This is a genomic window from Vibrio sp. QJM3NY_39, from assembly GCF_057785895.1.
The window spans coordinates 2,482,203-2,505,885 of sequence record NZ_CM173505.1 but is presented as its reverse complement, the minus strand read 5'-3'; the positions used below and the strand labels follow the sequence as shown (position 1 = coordinate 2,505,885).

The window sequence follows — 23,683 nt, the reverse complement described above, 5'->3', positions numbered from 1 at the left end:
TGTTTCTTAGTCAATACGACAAGTTTCAGGCATACCTAACCCAGTAAGCTTGTTCAACGCTTTTATCATCGCGTAAGTCTCACCCACCTGCGCATTGTAATGTCTTAAGCTCAATCGTCCTCCTAGTAACTGTTTAACTCGATACATCGCTGTTTCTGATAGTGAACGTCTGTGGTACCCATACCGCTCTTTCCAATACTTATTTGAGCCGTATAACTTCTGGCAACCCACGGCGAGGTTTCGAGGATGACCACGCTCCCAGAAGGCTGCCCCTTCTCTTGGGGGAATAAGCGCAATGGCTCCCTTACTCTTAATAGCAGCATGACACAATCTCGTGTCGTAAGCTCCATCACCAGACACCTCAAGGATACTTCGGCGTGTTTGTTTCAGTAAGTTCGGGAGGACTTCTCCATCTGTAACCGTCGATAAACTTAGCTCGGCTGCGATAATTTCATGAGTGCTTGTATCAACGGCAATATGCAGCTTTCGCCAAACTCTACGCTTGCCATCTGTCCCGTGTTTTTTGACTTTCCATTCACCTTCGCCATAAACCTTTAGGCCAGTTGCATCAATGGCCAGGTGCTGTATTGCTCCTCTCGCTTTAGTCTTAAATGAGACCTCAACTTGCTTTGCTCTACGACTGATGCAGGTGTAATGCGGACAACTTAATGGAACATGGGCAAGCCTAAATATTGAGTCGATAAACCCTTGCAGAGCTCTCAGTGGCATAGAAAAAACTCGTTTCACCATGAGCGCTGTCGTGATAGCTAAATCGCTGAACCGACGTGGCCTCCCGCGCTTACTCTGTTTGCTTTGCGCCCACCCGTTTATTGCCTCTTCATCAATCCAAAAGGTCAGAGAGCCACGGTTAATAAGTGATTGGTTGTATTGCTTCCAGTTGGTTGTTTTGTAACGAGGTTTAGGCATAGAGCTACGAGAAGGAGTGAACGTAGCTGATCAGATCGTAGGCTCTTGATTTAGTTCCATTGAATTACGCAACAAAGCCATTAATACGCCACAAATTGTTGAGATGGATATTCGAGGCTGGGGATCGGCTGCAACTATTCTGGCTGACAACGCTGAAAAGCTTGATGTGACTTTACCTAAGCACCTTGCTTGTGTCGGCTTAGGCGCGATTCTTTCTGATACCGTGGTGTTCCAATCATCAACCACCACTGAACACGATCGTGAATACGCAGAGAAACTGGCAAAGGTTGCAGGCATTTCAGACATCGAAGACTTCGGTCAACAGATGTTGATTGCTAAATCAGACCTTAGCCACCTTTCATCTGAAACCATCCTGACACTGGACTACAAGAACTTTAAGTACGGTGGCAAACAAGTGGGCATCGGCGTTGCTGAAACACTAACCGCTCAACAACTGATTGACCGTAAAGATGAGCTTTTGGCAGCGATGAAGTCTTATAAAGAAGAGAACGGCTTAGATCATCTGTTCTTCTCAATCACAGACACTAAGAACAAAGAAGCTAATTTACTGTGGGTGGACGAAAGCGATTATCAAGTCATTAAGTCAGCTTTCAATGCCGAACCAACAAGCGACATGCTGACCCTAGAAGGCGTCACATCTCGCAAGCGTCAGATTGGCCCAGCGGTTCAAAAGGCAATTGAAAGCTTGTAGATAGTAAGAGCCGTTATTTTATAAATAAATTCTGAAAGGGATTGGTAGAGATGCCAATCCCTTTTTTGTTTGGGTGTCTAAATGGGATTTGGACAAAAACGTTTCAGTAGTTTTACTAAATTAGCAACTCATGGATAACTACAGATATGGAAAATCACTCAATTTAGTGTTCAATATTGATGGTACGGAACGGTATGAAGAGACCTAATTACTTAAAACAGGAATCACTGTTTTACTCCACAATAAGGCTCTCTTACAGAGTGTACTGAAGACCCCTTTCGGTATTGACTTAAGGTTGAATTATACCTCAACTCTCCTCGGTTACTGTGCTTAGCTTGTTGCCACTGTTGGATAAGATAGTTTCTTCATAAATCCAAAATATCAGTGATCCTAGATTCATTAAGGCGTGATTATAGTGCAAGCATTAATGGTTAACATGACAAGCCCCCTCATCGACACAACTATACCGTAGTCAAAGCAACGCACCTGTTACCTAACAGGGTCGACAACGTTGCGATCATTGGTTTGTTAATGTAATCGCTTTCTACTGCTACGTCGTCAAGCCAGTAAATATCTGCAAGTAGGTGAAGATCTTCAATCAATGCTTGGCAACTTTCCTCAGTCACTTTTGAAATATCACTAGGGAAATCATCACTGAGATCGACAATGATCACTCGTTGATGCTTTTTTAGCTTCAATCTTACAATATCTTCTAAATCGGCCATGCTTTTCTCTCTGTGGAAAATAAACATCACACTTTGGCCCTCTCCGATATCGTAGATCTTATAGCGTCGATCATTGAGATAAATAATATTGAATTTCATGTTATCGATTCCTCGGGATTTAAATAATCAGCCAAAATGAAAATGTTGAGTTGGCATTAGACGTTAATTTTTAACTCAATGTCGTTTGAATTGAGTTTGCTTAACTTCACTTAAAGACTCAAAGAATTAGAGAAATTCAAATGTGAATCTCTCAAGTCATATTTGAATTTCTGTAAACCATATTCAGGACACTGTTGGTTATTTATGATCTCTGCATTCATGGTTTTCTAGGAAAGAAAACCTAATGCAGCAAAGGAGATAGGTTCAAAAAAGAATCTAAGTAGCATCAATTAACAGTTGTCAACCCAATGAAAAATATCAATAAATATCTTTTGTTATTCTCTCTTCTTGTAAACGGTTTTTTCTCAAGTTTTGCATGGTCTTCGAGCTCGATGTTGGAGGATGTGTCTGCAATAGCCAAGCTCATTTATGACAGTGAACCTCAAATTGAAGCGACGAGTGATGTCAAACAAATCAGTAATAATCAATCTCTGACGTATCGAATTACAAAGGCAGAAGCCGAAAGCGATTTGTGGTCGATTGTTATTATTGACGGACAAAGTGACGAGATAGCAGCTGGTGGTCAGCAATTGATTACTAATATCGACAATATGAATTTTCATCGAGAACTCGATGGTAGCTTACTTATCAAAATCTCGAAGTACCGACCTGGTGATGTGAACGCTACTAACTGGTTACAAGCCCCAGAAGGTAGCTTTTATCTCGTGAAGTATGTGTACTTATAGGGTAGATAACATGAAAAAAATATTTGCCTATTTCCTGCTAATTCTCTTATTGATTAGCGCTATACCGAGTTTTTTTGGCGAAAAGCCTGCATTGGTCCTTAATCACGCTGATAGTTCATTACCCATTGAGCCTTTGTTAAGCACATTAGTTAAAAATCAGATAACTCCGCTAGGTATTGAGAATCAACAAGACGAAACTACATTAATCTTTGAAAGTAAAAAAGAACAGCGAGAAGCGCAACAGGTATTGTCATTGGCGTTTCCGTTAGCTCATTCTCATTTTTCATTCGTCAGTGCAGCACCTCAGCTATTTAGCCAGGTAGGGCTAACACCCATTAACCTTGGATTAGATCTTCGTGGTGGCGTGCAGTTCATGCTGCAAGTTGAAATAGATGATAGCGTGAGAAGTTTGGTAGAAGCGACATCGACGAATGCTCGCCACGTGGCTCGTGCAGAAGGGATACGCAGTCGAATTGCTGACATAGACAACAATGGATTCTCGGTCATTATTACTAATTTAAGTAGTCGTGATTCAAACAGTATTCAAAACGTAACCGACCACATGCGTTCACAGTTTTCTGAATGGAAAATCAGTGTAAACGACAACGTATTACGTTTTTCGCTTGATGAAAGCATTAAAGAAGAGCAGGCAAGCCTCGCTATGCAGCAAACCCTAAATATTATGCGCCAGCGTATTGAAAGTTTAGGTATTACTGAGGCCGTCACCCAGCGTCAGGGGGCTGACCGTATATTGATAGAGCTTCCGGGCGTTCAAGATCCTCAAGTAGCGAAGCGTGTTATTGGTGCGACGGCGACGATCTCTTTTCATACGGTTGTTGATTCAAGCCAAGCTGCACAGACTCATACTACGCGTGATGGGGAATCTGTACGCTTGTCTAGACAACCGGTGTTAACGGGAGAGTACATTATTGGTGCATCCGCATCGGTTGGCGAGTTTGGACAACCTGAAGTGAACCTAGTGTTGAGCAGTGCGGGAGGCAGCAAAATGTCTGACTTCTCACGTAGTAACATCGGTAAACCTATGGCGACCTTATACAGCGAATATCATCAAGATCATAACAACCAACTTGTTCAACGCCATGAAGTGATCAACGTTGCTACGATCCAAAGCCAATTAGGAAGTCGTTTTAGAATAACGGGTATCGGGCAAATTTCCGATGCACAAGACCTTGCGCTAATTCTACGCTCTGGGTCATTGACCGTACCTGTGACCATTATTGATGAGCAAGTGATTGGTCCAAGCCTAGGTGAAGAAAATATCCAAAAGGGTTTGCTCGCGGTGATGGTAGGTTTAGCTCTGACATTTGTGTCGATGCTGGTTTTGTACCGAAAGTTGGGTGTTATAGCTTGTGCCGCGCTTATCACCAACATTGTCATGATTGTGGGTTTCTTATCATTGATACCGGGAGCAACGCTTACTTTGCCGGGTATTGCGGGCCTTGTACTCACCATGGGCATGGCGGTTGATACTAACGTTCTGGTGTTTGAACGAATCAAAGAAGAAATGCGTTCAGGAAGGTCGCTAGCGAGCGCGATACCAAGAGGCTACAAAGAGGCAAGAAGTACGATTATCGATGCAAACCTGACGTCGTTGATCACTGCGATTATTTTGTTTGCGATTGGCTATGGTGCGGTTAAGGGCTTTGCAATAACGCTCGGGATTGGACTGTTAACCAGTATGTTTACGGGATTACTCTATAGCCAAATGTGGATGACAAAACTTTGGGGGCATGACAATGACAAAGCTTAACCAACAAGTCGCTGATATTCAGTGGTCAAAAGTAAGGTGGAACGGTTTGTTAGTTTCACTAGGGTTGATGTTTATATCAATTGTCCTGATATCGACCAAAGGTTTCACGCTTGGGCTTGAGTTTACCGGTGGTATTTCCCATGTCGTCAATGCTGATGCCCCGGTGAGCTTGGAAGCGATGCAGTCAGCCTTGAATACGGTATTTGATGAATTACCCAATCTAGTGCCCGATGTTACCTACCAAACTTGGCAGTTACAGTTTCCTATTGGCGGAACGGGTGAATTGGAGTTGTTGCAGTGGTTAAGAGCTGTAGAGTTGGAGCTAGGCCATCCGCTTAATCTAGTGTCGAGCTCAGTTGTTGGCGCGCAGGTGGGTGAGCAATTATTTGAGCAAGGTGGTTTAGCCCTGATTGTTGCGTCTATCGCCATTATGTTTTACTTAACTGTGCGTTTTGAATGGCGATTAGCTCTGGGTGCGATTGTTGCTCTACTGCATGATGTGCTGGTGGTTCTAGCATTGTTTGTGGTGTTTTCGATTGAATTTAATCTCACCGCTCTTGCTGCGTTGCTTGCTGTGGTCGGTTACTCGCTCAATGACTCTATTGTGATCGGAGACCGAATTCGTGAGTACCTGACTCGCAGACCGGATCAGAGTACCAGTGAATCTACGGATCAAGCGATACGAGCGTCATTATTTAGGACTCTGGTGACCTCAGGAACGACGTTGTTGACGGTAAGCAGTATTGGCCTTATCGCAGGCGGTACATTAAGTGGATTTGCGTTTGCATTGTTTGCTGGGATTATTGTGGGCACTTGGTCTTCATTAGTGATCGGTACAGCAATACCGGAAAGGATCGGCTTGTCTTCTGAGCATTATAAGCCCAAAGCTCCTTTGTTAGATGAAGGCGGTAATCCTATTCATAGTGAATAGTCCACCGTTTATAGCTAATAGCTAATTGAAAACTTATGGCTCCTATATTGGAGCCTTTTTTGTGCCAAAGGAATTATTCATCATCTTTCGTCTAATGTACCAAATATGCTTTTAGATTTTAGATTTTAGATTTTAGATTTTAGATTTTAGATTTCCTATTGGTGACTATTTGGGATGTTATTGAAAATTTAAAATAGTAGTGTGCTCATTTTATCGAATGAATGTATGTTTATTAATAATTTACAGTGAGCTCTATTTTGAATTTCTGTAATTCGTCGTAAACAATAGTTGGTTAGGTACAATTTACTCGACATTAAATATTGAGGAACACATTATGAACAAAATTGTATTAACTATCTCTGCTATTTTACCTTTAACTCTTTCTGCTGTTGCGAACGCAAACCAGAACATCGACTTTTCAAACCCAGTGTCGACTTATTCTTATGCGAATCTAGGTTATGATAGTGATGGTTTTACAGCTGGCATTGCTGCAAGCCAGGAGCTAAACAATGGTTCAACCATGTTTGAATACATTGGTTCTAACGATTTCTACCAACATAATTTTATTGCGACATTAGCGAATAGTGATAGCGATGCCGCTCTTCAGTTGGATTACCTATGGGACACCGATTACAAGGATACAAGTAAAAACTCACATACGGTGTTTTTTAATGCCATAAAAACAACCTCTATTAACTCTAACCTCAGCCTTTCTCCATTAATGGGGCTAGGCTTTAATACCAATGACTTATCGACAAACACAAGTTATTTAGCTAATGCGGCACTGACGATGACCTACGCATTCACTAGTCAAGTTTGGCTTGATGTTACACCAGAATACACTTATAGCTTTAACGATCAAAAACAGAAAGTCGGCGGTAAAGAGAGTTACCGTGATTTATCTATTGAAACCAATTTAGGTTTCAAATTAGCGCCAAATCAGTTTGTTGAAGCGACATATCGTTACGATGAAAACAATGATCACCATACTGGTATCAGTTACAACATGAGCTTTTAACCCACAATATCCCCCTTTGTTAAGTGACTGTATTTACCCTAATTTTGGAGTGTACAGTTACTTAATGAATAATGTCTTTATTTTATTGACAATAACTAATAACCAGTAGCTAACAAATGATAGTTCAATTGATTATTAGCTAAGCGTAACGTTTGATTAAATGTTAAATGTTAAATGTTAAGTGATAGGTGTAACCATATATGGTAAATATAACTGCTCAGCCATTGATTCTTTATGGGAAAGTTCCCTTTAAATACATTTATTTTGGTTTATCTTCTTATGTAATTGTTATGTGTGGTTTTTTGTCTTTGATAGGAGGGATGGGTTAAAGAAAATGATCTTCATAGATAAGTTTAATCGCAAAGGGAAGTGTAATCGCATAGTGAAGTAATTCGCTATGCGATAGTTAAAGATAAAATATATTTATGATGATATTCGTAATGTTAGAAATGACATAAAAATCAAGTAACCAAGAATAACGGCAATAAGTGGGAAGTATTTCATGATTTATCTCCATCGATTATTGATGATTATTTATCGCATAACTACTTCACGAAGCACATGAATTAGAGAAATTCATTATCGCTCGAATTTATAATTAACCATTCTTAATTCATTTCAATTTTTATTCTTACTAATCATATTGATAGTAATAATAGTATTCCCTCTGAGAGGGGCTCTCTACTAAATCAAAGGTCAATTATGGTCGCTCGACTTTTAACACTTTTCTTTTCAATCCAAATTGTTTGGTTTAGTTCATTCGCTCACGGACAAGACAAGCCCAGTTTTGTGGATACCTCAACGCCCAATAGCACTCTATCTGGTTTTATTAAGTATTCTGAGCACGTGATCCATTATTGGCAGCTTGAGCAGCTCGATTTACCTGAAGCCCAACATGCTTATGCCCAAGTAACGCGTACCATGGATCTGTCGAACCTTCCCAATCGGAGTCGAACCGTGGTCGTGATGGAAAGAATCATTTTGCTGCACGAAATTCTAAATAGGTTAGGACAAGACGTTCAATTACATCCTTCAGAAATGGCATCACCAACGGGTGACACTGGTCACCAATGGCGCCTTGCTAATACAGATATTTTGATCGCTAGGCAGACGAATGGTGAGAAGGTTGGCCAATATCTATTTACGACCACTTCCATTAATAGCTTATCGAAATGGTATCGCCTGATCTCAGCGTCTACGGAGAAAAGTGAACATGACGTTGATTTGTACCATGAGTTTTTAATTCTCCCAGGCCCGCTATTTTCAATATCATTGATTAAATCTTTACCAGAAAGCTTTAATACCTTATACGCATCGATTCCTCTTTGGCAGTGGTTCGCTTTAGTGAGCGTCTTTTTGTTATGTCGATTTATGATTAAGTTAAGCTTCTCGCTTGGCGAACGTTGGAACTTACATTGGTATCGAAATGGACTGAAATGGCAAGTTGGCCGCCAGTTATCTTTGGTTGGGGTTGTCTTTATCCTGTTTATTACCCGAAAAGTGATTGATGACGGAATATGGATCACTGGAGGTATCTACCAGTTTTTGTCTACCTCTTTTTTGATTGGCCAGTTTTTCTTCGTTGCGTGGTTGATCATGACCATATTCAATTACTTTGCTGAGCTGTATGTATTTAATAAACACGAAGGTAAGTATGTTGACTCCTCTTTAATTACGGTACTCGCGCGTATTTTTGGTGGCCTCACGATTGCCATCTTGGGCATTTATGTGGTCGATTTTATGGGCTTCTCTATCTCCCCGATCGTGACGGGTTTAGGGGTTGGTGGTTTGGCGGTAGCACTCGCCATTCGTCCTGTACTGGAAAATGTGATTAATGGTCTGACTTTGTATGCTGATGGTGGAATTAAAATTGGGGAACTTTGTCGTTATGGCGACAATCTAGGGACGATTGAGAGCATAGGGTTACGGTCTACGAGAATTAGAACGCTAGAACGTTCATTAATTACTATTCCTAATTCCGAGTTTGCCAACATGGAAATTGATAATCTAGAGCGTCGTGATAAGCGTAGAATGAGCCACCGCTTGAGGTTGCGGCCAGAGCTGACTCAAGACCAACTCAAACTCCTGGTTGTTGGTATTAGGCGACTGTTGTTACAACATCCTAAACTGGATGAAGATCCGGTGAGAGCAAGGTTTGTGGGCGTTGGTGAGTTTGCGATACACATCGATATACTCGCTTATATTATATGCAAAGACCATGAAGAGTTTCTTGCTGTGCAAGAGGATGTGATGTTTTCGGTGATGCAGCAAGTTGAAGCGGTAGGTGCCCAGTTGGCATTCTCTAATCAATACCAACTTGCGCAAGCACTTAACCCTATTGAGGATGAACTCAAAGAGAAAGCGACCGAAACAGTTAAGCAGTGGCAGGATAACAATAACTACCCATTCCCTGACTTTAGTTATGAATTTAAAGATGGAATCAAAGACAGCATTATGTACCCTGCGAAAAGTTCATCGGTTCGCGCAAATGGAAATGGTTAAAACAGAAAGCTTTACCCTAAGGTGATCATCGCTAATTTGAATTTCTCTAATTCATCGTGTTTGCCTTCTATTTACTCCAAAGTAGCGTCAAAATATTTAAGCTACTTTGGAGATATCCATGCCTCGTATTCGTTCTTCACGCATACTTCTTTCTTTTTCTGTTTTACTTATGTCGATGGGGTGTTCGACCGAAGACTCACCACTGATTGGTGATACGCCTCGCCCTGTCCGTTTGACTGAAGTCCAAGCCGTGGGTCATCAAGAAATAAGACGTTTTCCTGCTCAAGTTTCTGCGTCGAAGGAAGTCGAGCTCGCTTTTAGAGTGGGTGGTGAAGTCGTTGAATTTAACTTAAAGCCATCGCAAAGAGTGACAAAAGGCGAAGTCATTGCTCGACTTGATCAGCGAGATTTTAAAACTGAAATCACATTGAAAAAATCGGAGTTTGATTTAGTCAAAAGAGAATTAGATCGAGCGACCCAAATGATGAAAAAGAATCTATTGGCTCAAGCGGAGTTTGATGGCATTCAAGCTCGTCTTCAAGTTGCACAGGGAGCTTTACAGCTTGCACAAGACAGGTTGAAAGATACCGTCATTACTGCGCCTTACAGTGGTCGAATTGCAACGACTCACATTGAAAACCATCAACAAGTGCAAGCTCACCAAGGTATCGTCCTTTTACAAGATCATGAAATGATAGATGTCACGATCCAGTTACCTGAAAACGTACTTAGCCAGATGGATGCTAAGAGAATTGACCCATCTTATCAGCCCTTAGCGACCTTTAATGGCTCATCGATTTCCTACCCTGTGACTTATAAACAGCATAAAACGCAAGCAACAGCAGGAACACAAAGCTATGAAGTGACCTTTACTCTGGTCGCGCCAAAAGATAACCATACTGTGTATCCAGGTATGGGAGCAACGCTACACCTTGATATCGATAAAATCATTGCAGATAAGCAAGGTGCTCAACGTTTTGTCGTTCCTGCTAGCGCCATTTTAGACAATGACCTGATTGGTCAACCTCAAGTCTGGGTATTTCAGAACGGACACGTTTCTCCGTTAGATATCACCATTCAAGGAGTGTCGGCACGTGGTGCTATTGTTTCTGGAGAGCTCTCTCAGAATAGCTATGTGGTGAGTGCTGGTGTCAGTCAATTGTCAGAGGGCATGAGAGTTACGCCCATCGTTCGCGAGCGAGGTTTATAATGAACCTAACTAATTACGCAATTAAAAACAAAGTCATAAGCTGGCTCGTCGTTGCCATTTTATTGGTGGGCGGTGTGCTTTCGTTTCGTGGTTTAGGGCAATTGGAATTTCCAGCATTCCCTATTCCACAAGCTATGGTTAACACCACGTACCCTGGTGCCTCTGCAATGCAAGTTGAGGAGGAGGTCACCTTACCGCTTGAGCGTGCGATTTCTCAGCTTGAATATGTTAGAGATGTCGAATCTTTTACCAGTGCTGGGCTGTCTCAGATTGCGGTGATATTAAAAGAGACCATACAAGCAGAACAACAACCGCAGGTATGGGATGAATTGCGCCGCAAGGTGAATGATATTCAGCCTAGAATGCCACCGGGAGTGAATCCATCGCAAGTCATTGATGATTTTAGCGATGTGTATGGCATTCTCTACAACATTACGAGTAATGAATACACTTATCGCGAACTACAAAATTACGGTGAATACCTTCAGCGTGAGCTTCTTGCCATTAAAGGGGTAAAGAAAGTTAACTTGGCCGGGCTAGTCTCTGAACACATTGTGATTGAGATTGCTCAGCAAGATCTTAATACGTTGAACCTTGACCCTGCTTGGCTTTCTCGTTTGATTCAAAATCAGAACATGGTGTCCAATGGTGGTGATTTACTACTTGATGGACAATCGATCCGAATCCATTCCTCTGGTGAGTTTAATGAAATTGAAGCGTTAAAATCATTTAAATTTAGCCCGCCGGGAAGCAATGACCTGATCCAATTAGGTGATATCGCAGAAGTAAGCCGTCAGTTTCAAGATAAAGCTTATACCTTGTATCGTAACAATGGTGAACAAGCAATTTCTCTTGGGATCTCGTTTGCGAACAGCGTCAATGTGGTTGATGTTAGTGAACGTGTCAGTAATAAATTGGCAGAACTCGATTTTGCTCGCCCAATTGGCATTGAATTAAACAAAGTGTACGACCAAGGCGATGCGGTTGATAAATCGGTGTCTGACTTTGTGATGAGCCTAGTCGAAGCGGTATTGATTGTTATTGTCGTGCTGTTATTTGCAATGGGTTTGCGTTCAGGCATTTTAATGGGGGCTATTTTATTACTGACTATCCTCGGCACCTTCATTGGAATGAGTATTCTAGGCGTTGAGATTCAAATTATTTCACTTGGTGCTTTGATCATTGCACTGGGAATGCTGGTTGATAATGCGATAGTGATAACTGAAGGTGTCTTAATCGGCCTGAAGCGTGGATTGACCAAACGTAAAGCCATTGAATCCGTTGTTAAACAGACCCAGTGGCCCCTGCTTGGTGCAACACTGATTGGTATTATTGCATTTGCCCCGATTGGTTTGTCTGCCGACGCAACGGGGGATTTCTTAGGGTCTTTATTCCAAGTATTAGCGATTTCTTTATTACTAAGTTGGGTGCTTGCTATCACGTTAACGCCGTTCTTCTGCGAACTGATGTTTAAAGAAGAAATAGCCAAAGGTGAATCAGAGCATATCGATCCTTATCGAGGGGTGATATTTACCCTGTATCGCACGGTTCTTAATACCGCACTAAAAAACCGCGTCGCGACTATGGTCATCACACTGGTCTTGCTTATTTCTGCTGTGATCGGGTTTGGCTCTGTAAAACAGGCCTTTTTCCCGCCATCGAACACGCCAATTTTCTATGTGGATGTATGGCTGCAACAAGGCACAGACGTTCGTGAAACAGAACAACGCCTAGAGCAGATCGAACGTACCGTGAGCGGGTTTAATGACGTTCATAATGTCACAACTGTCGTAGGTGCGGGTGCTCAGCGATTTATTCTGACTTATGCACCTGAAAAATCATACAGCAGTTACGGGCAATTGATTGTTGAAGCGAAAGACTTAGCCGCGATCGAAACGATGTTACCCCAGATGAAAGCAAGGCTTGAAAGTCTGCATCCGGATATTGATTTTAAGTTTAAGTTAATGGATTTGGGCCCTGCACCTGCCGCTAAAGTAGAAGCGCGCTTTTATGGTGCGGATCCACAAGTGTTGAGACAACTTGCTGCTCAAGCGAATGAGATCATGCGTAATGAGCCAAAAGCAACCGCAGTTCGTCACTCGTGGCGAGAAAAAACTCAAGTACTTGAACCACAACTTGATGGTGCAGCAGCAAGGCGAGTAGGTATAACAAAGAGTGATCTTGATAGAACCTTGTTACGCAATTTAAACGGTGAGCAGATTGGCTTGTTCAGAGATGGCAGTCATATCATGCCGATTGTCATGCGCGCGCCAGATGAAGAACGTTTTGATATCGATAGATTACCTGAGTTACAAGTGTGGAGCCAAGACCAAAGCCGTTATATCCCAATAACACAGGTCGTTTCCGACTTTAATTTGACGACGGAAGACTCTTTAATTGTTCGTCGTAATTTTAAACGCGTGATTTCCGTTATGGCCGATGTGACGCCATTTGGTGATGATACGGCTGAATCTTTGCGCCGTTTGGTCGCCCCTAAAATCGAAGCAATTGAACTCCCTCAAGGCTATCATTTTGAGTGGGGGGGGGAATATGAAAGTCAGCAAAAGGCGACCAACAACCTAATGGGTTCATTGCCAATGGGATACCTGATCATGTTCTTGATTACGGTATTGTTATTCAACACCATTCGTCAGTCTTTGGCTATTTGGTTGACGGTACCACTGGCATTAATTGGTGTGAGTGCGGGCTTACTATTAATGAATATTCCGTTCTCGTTCACAGCATTGCTAGGGCTATTGAGCTTATCAGGTATGATTGTGAAGAATGGTATTGTGTTGGTGGAGCAAATCAATATCGAAACCGACCAAGGTTCAAACCTTAACCGTGCGATTGTAGATGCGAGTGTGAGTCGTGTTCGACCTGTGTGCATGGCGGCAATTACTACCATGTTAGGTATGATCCCGCTGGTGTTTGATGCCTTCTTCCAGTCGATGGCGGTGACCATCATATTCGGACTTGGGTTTGCTACACTACTAACTTTAGTGGTATTGCCTGTGATTTATGCCTTGCTGTACCGAGTAAGCTATCGTTAACGTCTCAATGTTCAATACCTTTCATTAGGGTAAGAAAGAACGTCCAGAAGTGTATAGGATTAAGCTGATACCAATAATGTTGGTATCAGCTTTTTTGTTCGTATTAGCCTGGAGGAAGTGAACGATTTAGTACTCAAATTTGCAGAAAGATACGTGCTGTTATCAATGTATATAACAGTACTATTCAGCTAGAAAGCCACCAGTGTGACCACCTTAAAACGTCCATACATTGCTATCGAATCTCTGTGATGAAAACTCGGGAAGATGTTCGTTAAAGGCACCAATGTTTACTGGGCCGTCAATATATACTGGTTCAATGTTTACTGGTTCAGAGGAGCATTTACATAGAAGAACGTAGAGCAAGTCGAGCGATTAAAGTTAGAGTGGGTATTTTGAGGGGGATAGTATTGTGGGCTGTTGGAGTGGAAACTGGGTGCCGTTGTTTAAACAGAAAAACCCACACAATAAGCAATCTACAGTGCGGGGTTTGATACGAAAAATTACAGCAATGCGCCGATATCTTGTACGATTTCTGTAATACCGATAGTAAAGAACTGCACACCCATACAGATAAGCAGAAAACCCATTATTCGGGTAAACGCGTTAATACCATTTTGACCCAAAGCTTTAAGTAACGGGTAAGCCATACTCAGAATAAAAGCGGCGACTAAGCTCACGACACCAAATCCGCCAATGACTCCTGTATAAATACTTATCTTTTCTAACTCTTCTTCACTAGATGCGATTTCAGCAGCAAGGCTAATAATCAATGCCATTGTTCCGGGGCCGCACAGTGATGGAATTGTAAGGGGCACTAAAGCAATCGAATCTTGCCCGACACTGCCATCCATACTTTCTGGTTTTGGAAACAGCATGTTAAAGCCAATCGCACAAATGATGATCCCGCCACCCAAACGTAAGCTCGGAATGGAAATACTAAACAGCTCCAAAACAGAAGCACCAATAAAAAAGGTGATGCACATGGCGATGAATAGGTAAAGCCCAACGGTTTTCGCTTGTGAAACGATATAACTCTTGTCTCGGCCCTTACTTAAACCAAGAAGAACGGTGGCAGCGGCTGGTGGGTTCATCATTGGCAACAAGCCGAGAACAGTTAGAGTTAAATAGGTGAATAACGTTTCTATGTGCATACAGTTTCCTTTAAATGTAGGTGGATTTTTGTGTCATTGGGTAGTGGTTAAATTATTAGGTGTCGCTTAATCTCGAATCAAATTAATGACTAAATGGCTGACTAACTGAAATGATTGGCTAGATAAATGATTGACTAGTTAACTAAGTTAAAGAAGCATTAACTGTGCAAGATATAGAACACTAAAGAATGAAATCGCATCGGTTAATGTAGTGAGCAGTGGGCTAGATAACATGGCTGGGTCGAGGTTTACGCGCTTGAGAATTAGGGGCAAAGCGCCACCGATCATGACTGCACAAGTGGACGATATCGTGTAGGCAGCCGCGACTAACACCGGTAATAAATGACTTTGCTGACCATGGGTGAACAACATGAGTAGGGCAATAACCAAACCAATTGCAAGACCATTGATAGCGCCAATCGGTAACTCTTTGGCGACGACAAACAACCAGTCTTTAGCGGAAATATGCTTTGTTGATAATTCTCGAATAGAAACAGCAACGGATTGGTTGCCCGCGGCCCCGGATAAGTTAGCCACTAAGGGTAAAACGGCAGCTAATACGGCAACTTGTTCGATAATATGTTCAAAGGAAGCGATGATCGATACCGCGGCATAGCTCAAGATTACCGATGGCAACAAAAATGTGAGGCGTCGGATATTACGTTGTAATAGCGGCATAGTACGAAACTCGTCACCGCCAAATATACCGCTGGCTTCACGTTGTTGTTGTTCGGATTTCTCATATAACGCCTGGTTTAACTGGGTGTGACCAACGATACCAATTTGAAAGCCATGTTCGTTGATAACAGGAACGGTAGAGTGTGAGGTAGAGTCGAGCACACTTTTTAATGATTGGAGATCAAAATCTGCAGGTACGGTGGGGACACTTGTATCAATATGATCGAGCAATCTATCCCAAGATTGAGCGAGAAACAGTTCTCTAGTTTTGACCGTACCTAAGTAGTTACCGCGTTTGTCGTGTAAATAAATGTAGCGCCATTCAATTCGTTCAGAGCTTTGCTCGCCTTCACGCAAGACGGTCTCTAAGTCTGAAATGGTTGCCCAGCTTTCTAGTTTGATTATCTCATTCTTGCAAATTCGCCCAACGGAACCATTAGGAAAAGACATCGCGGATTTTTCTTCGTTTTCCCAAGTTTCGGGTAGTGAGGATTCAAGGGCTTTGTGAAGTGGTTTAGGTAGGCTACGTAATAGAGAGCGGCGAACGTCTGAACGCATATGTAAAAGAATGTCTTTCGCACTGTCGATAGGAAGGTTTGAAAATAAGAGTGCACGCTCTGGCTCTGTTAGGTAATCCAGAAAGTCAGCAGCCAGATTAGGCTGCTGAGTACAAAGCAACACCCAAAACTGCTCACACTGTGCGTTGGTGAATTTTCTAATCACGAATGGAAGATCGGTCAGGTTAGCACTTTCTATTTGTTTGATAATGCCATCACTAGTCCCGGACTGCATTGCTGAAATTAACTCGGAGTACAGCAGCTCGGCGTCAGTGTTAGGTAATGGAACGGTTATTAAGGTCATAATAATGGGCTACACTGCAATGTGATTACGTTTGCGAATGATTCGGATAAACAAGGTGATAAAAGCAATTGCCATCAGCATTAAGCTGGTGAAGAGAAACCACTTGGTGATGAGTTCTTGATGTTGATGTAGAAACGGGTGACGCATAATGGACTTTCCTGCATAAAGCAGGGTTAACACCCACACGATGGAACTGGTCATGCTGATCATGACAGTGCGGATAAAGCTCAGGTGTGCAATGCCCATCAGCATCGGGGTTAGAACTCGAACGAAAGGAATAAAGCGGGACACGAACAATGATAGGAACCCGAATTTATTGAGAAGGCGCCTTGCTCTAGGTAATGAATCGTCAGGCAGTACGACTTCAATTTTGTTCATGAAACGTGAACCTTCTAACCAGCGTCCTTGTAGATAACCGATAATGGTACCTAAACAAGCCGATAAGCTGAGAGCAGTCAGGGCGGTATAAAAATCCACAGCACCTAATCCAACTAGTCCACCTACAAACAAGACCAGTCCATCCCCAGGGAGAGGCAAAAACACAAAACTCGACTCTAGAAATAACACAACCGCAAGCAGTAGCAGCAAGATATGGAGTGAGTTGATCTCAAGTAGCGTGTCAAAATCTTGTATCCAAATGGCGGATAATATTTCATTCATACTCTTTCCTTAATGGTATCAAACGACGTAACAGCCAGATCGAATGATCTGGCTGTTGTGCTTCGTGTTAGTCGAACATCAAAATTAAATAAGCGAAGAAGAGGACAAGGTGGGTCGCACCATTCAGTGAGTTGGTTCTGCCGCTGCTAAAGCTAACGCTGGTCATAAGAAGCGTTGCAGCCAGTAACACCATTTCTGCGGGTTCTAAGCCTAATCTCAAGGGCTGGTCCATTACGCCAGAGATGAGTAAAACAGCTGGTACGGTCAATGCTATCGTTGCTAATACCGAGCCGAAAAACAGGTTGATGGCTCGCTGCAGTTGATTTGTTAGGGCTGCTTTGACGGCACCAACGGCTTCTGGCGCGAGAATAATAAGGGCAACAATAAGGCCGCCAAGGGCTGCTGGAGCACCCATCACGCTAATGCTGTCGTTAATTGGAATCGCTAAGCCTTTTGCCAGAAGTATCACGATGAGCAAGTAGCTAATTAACATCAAAGTATGAAATAAATTGCTGCTTACCGGGCCGTGGTGGTCGTGTTCACTTTTATTGTCGGCATCAATGAAGAAGTGTGTATGGCTACGTGTTTGTACGAACAGAAATACGCCATATAACGCAATCGAGGCGAGAACCAATGTGCCCATTAAGCTCAATGACATGTTCCCGTTGTCACTACTGCTGGTAAAGTTTGGCAAGATCAGACAAAGCATCGCAAGAGGAATAATGGCAACTAGATACGCTTTAATGCCATCCAAATTGTAGGACTGGGTGTGATACTTCATCCCACCAACTAATAAGGTAATACCGACAAAGCCATTCAATACCGCCATGATCACAGCGAACATCGTATCCCGGGCAAGGACTGGATTCGGATCGCCAGTCAGCATAACAGAAGAGATCATAATCACTTCTAATGAGATGACCGCTAACGTGAGGATAAGAGTACCAAATGGGTCCCCTAATTTGATGGCTAAAGAATCTGAGTGGCGAACCACCGCGAAAATTGCGGTCATTGCGACATAAAAGAGTACCGCTGTAGTGATGACATAAGAGAAGATTGAGAGACTTGAGGTCAGCATGCTTTCACCTAAAGTCTTGAAGAATATTACAGTCAAAATACCAAGGAGCAGCGTTTTCTCTTGTTTTAAAATCTTATACATTTGAGCTTCTCGTTGAGGCCAACATCGTAAGGTCCTAGTGACTTTGTCGGTTCGCGAATGTTCACTACGTCCTCCATAAGGTAGTGATTTGCTCATAGCTTATGGTTGTGGGAAGAGGTTGAATATGAATTAGAGAAATTCATAAATGCTTCAATTGTTGCCCCAATTCTGAATTTCTCTAATTCGTCGATTTTAAGTTCATTGATTTCAATAATGGCGTTAACAAACTGCAAACCGCAGTTCATAAATTGCCTTTGGAGTCACAATGAAAACATTACGCAAATGTATACCGACTAATTTAATTCCTACTACTCTTGTCTCTGCGCTTGTACTTAGTCTTTCAAGTACCTCGGTAATCGCTGATATCAACTTGGCTGAGCGCACGATTCCAACGCCTGTGGGGATATCGACAACGTTTGCTGAAATGATCGAAGGTAGAGGCAGCATTCCAGAGATTCCTGTCCCTGAAAGTACAGAGGAGTGGCTTGAATTTCAGTCTATGTTTGATGCACCCGGAGTTGAACTCGCGAAATCAGTAGCGGAACGTTTTGAAGTAACGTATGAAGCAAAAAAATTTGCAGGAGTAGATACCTTTTTTGTCACGCCCAAAATAGTCTCATCTGAATATAAAGATAAGTGGCTAGTTCATATTCATGGTGGCGCGTTTGTTTTTGGTGGGGGTGAATCGGCACTTCGAGAGGCAATTTGGGTCGCGAATGGGTTAGGGGCAAAAGTGATTTCAGTTGATTATCGTCAGCCACCATTACATCCATTTCCAGCTGCAATTGATGATGCCGTTGCTGTTTGGAAAGAGCTAATGAAAACTCAAACAGCAGAATCGACCGCTATTTTTGGCACATCTGCGGGCGGTAATTTAACGTTGGCAACGACACTAAAAATACAAGATATGGATTTACCGGCTCCGGGAGCGCTTTTTATTGGTTCATCGCGGATTAGCGGGAACTAAAAACAAAAACGGTAGTAAGTGATATGGTTTAGTCGCCAAACAAAAATCATACACAAACTACCGTTTCTATGCCGAATCATACTTTCCTATCTTCATTCTGGGAAGGCTTTCAAATAGTAAAGTCTCTCCAGACAGCATCACTTATTACCCTGACTCTTAAACCTAGCTCTGAGGCTAAATGCCTTTGTGGTCTTGAGGCCGAGGCTATCCATGAGTATCAATGGCGTCACGTAAAGGATGCCATGTTGCTCGGTGTGCCTGTTGAACTTTCCGTTCAAACTCGAAGGATTAAGTGTCGTGACTGCGGCATAAAAACAGAATCTCTCTCTTGGTTAGAGCCTTATGCTCGTATAACAAAGCGCCTAAAAAGCTATATAGAACAACTGCTACCCCTGCTTCTCATTAAGCATATATCCCAAATTACGGGCGTTCATTGGCACACCATTAAAGAAATAGATAAACGCCGACTTCGACAAGTGGTGCCGCCAGTGAAATGGGGTGAGCTAAAGCAGCTCGTGATGGATGAGTTCGCCATCTTTAAAGGGCATCGATATGCCACCGTCATCGCTGATGCGAAGACTCATCAAGTCATTTGGGTTGGATTAGGCCGCAGCCGCAAGGACATACGGCCGTTCTTCGAGCAGCTAGGCGAGAATGGGGTAAATATCGAAGCAGTAGCGATGGACATGAATACGGCTTTTGACCTTGAAGTTCAAGCGCACTGCCCGAACGCAAAAATCGTTTACGACTTATTCCATGTTGTTGCTAAGTTCGGTCGCGAGGTGATGGATAGAGTCAGAGTCGACCAAGCCAACAAACTCAAGCAAGATAAAAAAGCGAGGCAATGGGTGAAGCGCTCACGGTGGGTACTGCTGAAAAATAGAGGCAACTTAAATACACGTCAAGATAGCTATCTTACTGAAATATTGAATATCAATAAGGACTTAATGACCACTTATATACTCGGAGCCCAACTCAAAGAGCTTTGGTATTGTGAATCCGAAGGGCACGCGAAGGGGCTCTGGGACACGTGGTGGGAACAAGTGCAAGAGAGTGGAATTAAGCCATTGAAAGAGTTCGCACGAAAACTGAGTCCTTATCTTCACGGCATTATCGCATCGGCAAGTTATCCGTTGAACACCTGCACACTGGAAGGGATAAACAACAAGATAAAGTTAATCAAGCGAATGGGGTATGGGTATCGAGATACAGACTACTTCTTCTTGAAGATAAAAGCGGCTTTCCCCGGAAAGCCGCGATGAACCTTTTTATTGGCACACCAGCGGTTGATTTGAAAGAAACATCGGATACTTGGCACACATTGAAGGGGCTAGATTCATTAGGTCATCGTGAAGGATTAATTCAAGCGACATTTGATTTATATGCTGATGGTGAGGCATTGGATAACCCACTAATTTCACCTATTTACGCAAATATAGATGCTTTTCCACCCACTGTTTTTATTTCAGGAACTCGTGATTTATTACTGAGTGATACGGTTCGAATGCACCGATTACTGCGCAGCGCTGATGTTGAGACTGAGCTTCACGTTTATGATGGTCAGTCTCATGGTGATTATATGAATGGACTCGTTGCGGACATGCCTGAATCGGAAGATGCTATCAAAGAGATTGGCTTATTCTTCAATAAGCATATCAATTAGTTTTAGTTTACAAAAGTCTCCAAAATAAGTGACCGATATGAAGTAACTTGATGTTCAAGAGTTACTTCTCTGGTTGCACCACTTTATCGAAGAAGCTTTGCATCGCTTGGTGCAACAGTTGGTTCAATGGGAAGCCACGTTTAGATTGTAGGTAGCCACCGTTAATTTGAATGGACCTCATCTCTCTAGGGACAACAGGAAGAGGATAGCAACTCAACTCTGGTTCATTTTCTGTCATGAAGGTACTGCCGAATGAAAAGGCATCAGAGTGTTTTAACTTGTTAAGTAAAACTCGAAGACTATGAGTGGATAACACAATATTAGCCTTGTAGCCTTTCGCTAAATAAAGGTCTTCAACTGGCGCACGCTTCGAGTTAATTCCATCTGCGAGTATCCGAGTTATAGGAAGGTGGTGAATATCTTCCCAAGCACTGCCGTTACTAAGCACAGGGTGGTTTTTGCGGGCAATAAGGCTCAGCTTGATTTCTTTCAATTTATGTTGATAAATTTCTTGTGGTAATGGGAATTGGGCGAAGTGGAGCATATAGTCAACTTGGCCATTAAGCATGTCACTCAAGCTTTGTTCTTGCCAGTAAACCAGTTTGAAGTTGGCATTAGGTAATACGCTTCGCAGCTCACTAAAAATACCATCACCGTATTGCTCTAGCAGGAAAATGTTCATTGCTATCGATACTTCACCGGTGAACTGTTGAGGGTCAAAATTTTGATAAGACTCAACGACTTTAACCAATGGTGTGAACATTTCATCGGCCGCTTCTGCCAGTTTTTCAGCTAGTTCAGAAGGTTCTACTCCATGTGCTTTACGTATAAACAGTTGATCGCCAAACGTTTCTCTCAGCTTAGCTAGACCACGACTGACGCTAGTTTGTGATATCCCTAGTTTGTCTGCGGCCTGATGTGTGTTTCGTGTTTCTACAACCGCTTGCAATAGTTTCAGTAGGTTTAAATCTAAATCGCGAAGTTCTTTCATCGTCAGTCCTTAACTATTGAGAGAATTCCATTGTAGTGTTCCACACAAATGACGCAAACTTCTTTTTGTCAGTATTGACTTCTGAGAACCACCATTGGGATAAGTGGACAGCAGTACCTTCAATAAGGCGAATTATTGTTTAGCTTGGATAGCTCAGTCATTAAGAGGTTGCTTTCAGTTTTTAGTTGTTCAGCAGAAAGATCGCCATACGCACGTTTAACGATGATTTACCCAAAGCTAGGATAGTTCTTCAATAATCAGGTTTTGATTTAAGTTTGGAGTGTTTTCCGAGTCAATTAGCACTGCGATTTTTCTGTTGCCCATAATTTGTTTGTGACCATCCTTTATGTAGTTAGTTGTGCTATATCGGGATAAGTCACATTTGTTCAAATGAGAGCTCTCGAAAACATTAGAGTAATAACCCCAATTTAGGGTGGGGTATAAGTAATTTACGAAACAAGCTGCTTAGCTAACTAAAATAAACTCCTAACTTCTCCCCCAATCTGCGTCTTCGATCTATTGTAGTTCGCGGAAAAGGAGAGCATTCCCAATCAGACAAGCATTTCGATTCCCCCCAAAAAAATGGAACGCCGAAGCGTTCCATTTTTCGTATCTGATTTAACTTAAACTTGCTCGCTTGGGTGTCCCCACATTAGCTCGCTTGCGTAAGGGCCAGTGACGGTTGAAGTAGATTCTCCCACGCCGTCTAGTGCGCCAGGGGTCAGTGCTTTAGCGAACCAGCACTCAAGAGGTGCAAGTGTTTTTACTGGCGGAAGCACATTATGTGGCGTGTTGTAACGGTTTCCGTAATGGATAGGGTCGCCCATTACGAAGATAACGTCAGCGTCGAGTTGCTTCTCGGCTTCTTCCATCAATCGAGTCGCGTAGCCTTTGCCTTGGTATTCTGGCAATACAGCTAAAGGGGCAAGCACATAACACTTCAGGTGTGGTGCTGCGTCTATTGTGATTGGTGTGTAGCATGCGTGTGCTACGCTTTCATGCACGATAGAAAAGCTGCCATCGGCAATAAGATCGTCGGCAAACTCTGCGTACAGTTTTGCATGGCGTTCGTCGTAAAGCCCGCCTGCAGCGGCGAAAGCTTGGTATTGAATTTCATAAGGGGTTTTCATTTGAAAAATTCCTAACTTAAATTATTTGTTGCTAGCGTTCTCTGATAGATATCTTTAGATAGAGAGTTACTTTAGATAGCCAACAACGTTCTATTGAGCTTTAAGTGAGGTACTTATAAATCCAGCAGCAGTAAATACTTAGCTATGAAGCGCTCTTTAATTTGTTCTAACGGGTAATCACCATCCGAGAACAAGTAATTGAGTGCGATACCATCGATATCGGCGATTAACATGTGGCCGTCGACAATGCTGTTGGCATTTGGGATGTCACATAGAATAACTTCAAAAGAATCCATCATCAGTTGGTAGCGTTCGTCCAACAGGTCTTTTAATATCAGCCTTAACGACGGCTGACATTTCACTTGGTAATCAAGTTGATAAAACAGTTTTTGTTGTGGGTCGGCCATCGACAAGAAGATGTGCTCAATAAGGTTAATAAACCTCTCTTTTACCGACATTCCCTCACTAGACAAGTCAACACTTTCGCCGACTTCATTAATGATCTCTGCCATGCGAACAAACACCTGTCTTAGTAGGTCATCTTTATTTTTGAAATGATGAAAAACTAAACCCTTCGATACTTTTGCCGTTTCACACACCTGTGCGATAGACGTTTTTTCAAAGCCTTGTGTCGCGAATAATTCAATCGCGGCTTGGATTGCTTGCTGCTTCTTGTCCATGGGAATCACTCAATTATTTTACAGACCGACTATCCGGTCTGTAATTTGT

General features: G+C 42.5%; 19 protein-coding genes and 1 pseudogene. 11 read left to right on the top strand and 9 right to left on the bottom strand.

All coding sequences use genetic code 11. The annotated features are described in order from the left end of the window. Positions 1–6: 6 nt before the first annotated feature. Positions 7–927, bottom strand: a complete 921-nt coding sequence (locus AC3CHU_RS11075) for an IS5 family transposase (protein WP_488524388.1) — start codon at positions 925–927, stop codon at positions 7–9. 79 nt (positions 928–1,006) lie between these two features. Between AC3CHU_RS11075 and AC3CHU_RS11070 the strand changes: the two are divergent. Next, positions 1,007–1,639: pseudogene (locus AC3CHU_RS11070) on the top strand (DHHA2 domain-containing protein); the annotation flags it as partial. Between the two features lie 461 nt (positions 1,640–2,100). Here the strand turns inward: AC3CHU_RS11070 and AC3CHU_RS11065 are convergent. After that, positions 2,101–2,463: a hypothetical protein gene (locus AC3CHU_RS11065; protein WP_488524563.1), complete on the bottom strand. Its 363-nt coding sequence runs from the start codon at positions 2,461–2,463 to the stop codon at positions 2,101–2,103. Between the two features lie 308 nt (positions 2,464–2,771). Here AC3CHU_RS11065 and AC3CHU_RS11060 point away from each other — a divergent pair, with 308 nt between their 5' ends. The 7 genes from AC3CHU_RS11060 (at position 2,772) to AC3CHU_RS11030 (ending at position 13,694) form a co-directional block, all read left to right on the top strand. Then, positions 2,772–3,209, top strand: a complete 438-nt coding sequence (locus AC3CHU_RS11060) for a DUF1214 domain-containing protein (RefSeq protein WP_114634749.1) — start codon at positions 2,772–2,774, stop codon at positions 3,207–3,209. Positions 3,210–3,219: 10 nt separating this feature from the next. Beyond that, complete coding sequence (secD, locus tag AC3CHU_RS11055) at positions 3,220–4,980, top strand: protein translocase subunit SecD (protein WP_488524562.1); 1,761 nt, start codon at positions 3,220–3,222, stop codon at positions 4,978–4,980. Next, positions 4,967–5,911, top strand: a complete 945-nt coding sequence (secF, locus tag AC3CHU_RS11050; RefSeq protein WP_488524561.1) for a protein translocase subunit SecF — start codon at positions 4,967–4,969, stop codon at positions 5,909–5,911. The genes secD and secF overlap by 14 nt, the downstream gene beginning before the upstream one ends. A 334-nt stretch (positions 5,912–6,245) precedes the next feature. Beyond that, positions 6,246–6,929, top strand: coding sequence for a hypothetical protein (locus AC3CHU_RS11045; protein ID WP_488524560.1), 684 nt, complete (start codon positions 6,246–6,248; stop codon positions 6,927–6,929). A gap of 702 nt (positions 6,930–7,631) precedes the next feature. Continuing rightward, on the top strand, positions 7,632–9,431 hold the full coding sequence (locus AC3CHU_RS11040; RefSeq protein ID WP_488524559.1) for a mechanosensitive ion channel family protein: 1,800 nt from the start codon (positions 7,632–7,634) through the stop codon (positions 9,429–9,431). A gap of 118 nt (positions 9,432–9,549) precedes the next feature. Next, a complete protein-coding gene (locus tag AC3CHU_RS11035) occupies positions 9,550–10,641 on the top strand; it encodes an efflux RND transporter periplasmic adaptor subunit (protein ID WP_488524558.1) in 1,092 nt (363 codons plus the stop codon). Continuing rightward, a complete protein-coding gene (locus AC3CHU_RS11030) occupies positions 10,641–13,694 on the top strand; it encodes an efflux RND transporter permease subunit (RefSeq protein WP_488524557.1) in 3,054 nt (1,017 codons plus the stop codon). The genes AC3CHU_RS11035 and AC3CHU_RS11030 overlap by 1 nt, the downstream gene beginning before the upstream one ends. A 500-nt stretch (positions 13,695–14,194) precedes the next feature. Here AC3CHU_RS11030 and AC3CHU_RS11025 read toward each other — a convergent pair whose 3' ends face one another. The 4 genes from AC3CHU_RS11025 to AC3CHU_RS11010 all read right to left on the bottom strand — a co-directional run bounded on the left by AC3CHU_RS11025 (position 14,195) and on the right by AC3CHU_RS11010 (position 18,203). Beyond that, a complete protein-coding gene (locus AC3CHU_RS11025) occupies positions 14,195–14,845 on the bottom strand; it encodes a MarC family NAAT transporter (protein WP_054545826.1) in 651 nt (216 codons plus the stop codon). 147 nt (positions 14,846–14,992) lie between these two features. Beyond that, entirely contained in the window at positions 14,993–16,384 is a 1,392-nt protein-coding gene (locus AC3CHU_RS11020; protein WP_114634756.1) for a magnesium transporter, read from the bottom strand. A 9-nt stretch (positions 16,385–16,393) separates the two neighbouring features. Then, positions 16,394–17,044, bottom strand: coding sequence for a DedA family protein (locus AC3CHU_RS11015; RefSeq protein ID WP_248391936.1), 651 nt, complete (start codon positions 17,042–17,044; stop codon positions 16,394–16,396). 67 nt (positions 17,045–17,111) lie between these two features. Further along, entirely contained in the window at positions 17,112–18,203 is a 1,092-nt protein-coding gene (locus tag AC3CHU_RS11010) for a calcium:cation antiporter (protein ID WP_488524556.1), read from the bottom strand. Between the two features lie 265 nt (positions 18,204–18,468). On the opposite strand from AC3CHU_RS11010, the gene AC3CHU_RS11005 reads away from it, so the two are divergent. The 3 genes from AC3CHU_RS11005 to AC3CHU_RS10995 all read left to right on the top strand — a co-directional run bounded on the left by AC3CHU_RS11005 (position 18,469) and on the right by AC3CHU_RS10995 (position 20,833). After that, positions 18,469–19,170, top strand: coding sequence for an alpha/beta hydrolase fold domain-containing protein (locus AC3CHU_RS11005; protein ID WP_488524555.1), 702 nt, complete (start codon positions 18,469–18,471; stop codon positions 19,168–19,170). Positions 19,171–19,238: 68 nt separating this feature from the next. Then, the gene (locus tag AC3CHU_RS11000) at positions 19,239–20,432 is read left to right on the top strand and encodes an ISL3 family transposase (RefSeq protein WP_488524554.1); all 1,194 of its coding nucleotides are present in this window, start codon (positions 19,239–19,241) and stop codon (positions 20,430–20,432) included. Next, on the top strand, positions 20,429–20,833 hold the full coding sequence (locus tag AC3CHU_RS10995) for an alpha/beta hydrolase fold domain-containing protein (RefSeq protein WP_488524553.1): 405 nt from the start codon (positions 20,429–20,431) through the stop codon (positions 20,831–20,833). Before AC3CHU_RS11000 ends, AC3CHU_RS10995 begins: the two co-directional genes overlap by 4 nt. 61 nt (positions 20,834–20,894) lie before the next feature. Here AC3CHU_RS10995 and AC3CHU_RS10990 read toward each other — a convergent pair whose 3' ends face one another. The 3 genes from AC3CHU_RS10990 to AC3CHU_RS10980 form a co-directional block, all read right to left on the bottom strand. Further along, positions 20,895–21,824 (bottom strand): LysR family transcriptional regulator, encoded by a 930-nt coding sequence (locus AC3CHU_RS10990; protein ID WP_054545821.1) that lies wholly within the window; start codon positions 21,822–21,824, stop codon positions 20,895–20,897. Positions 21,825–22,447: 623 nt separating this feature from the next. Next, positions 22,448–22,954 carry a GNAT family N-acetyltransferase gene (locus tag AC3CHU_RS10985; RefSeq protein ID WP_488524552.1) on the bottom strand — a complete coding sequence of 169 codons (507 nt, stop codon included), beginning with the start codon at positions 22,952–22,954 and terminating at the stop codon, positions 22,448–22,450. A gap of 113 nt (positions 22,955–23,067) precedes the next feature. Continuing rightward, on the bottom strand, positions 23,068–23,634 hold the full coding sequence (locus AC3CHU_RS10980) for a TetR/AcrR family transcriptional regulator (RefSeq protein ID WP_054546720.1): 567 nt from the start codon (positions 23,632–23,634) through the stop codon (positions 23,068–23,070). Positions 23,635–23,683: the final 49 nt, after the last annotated feature.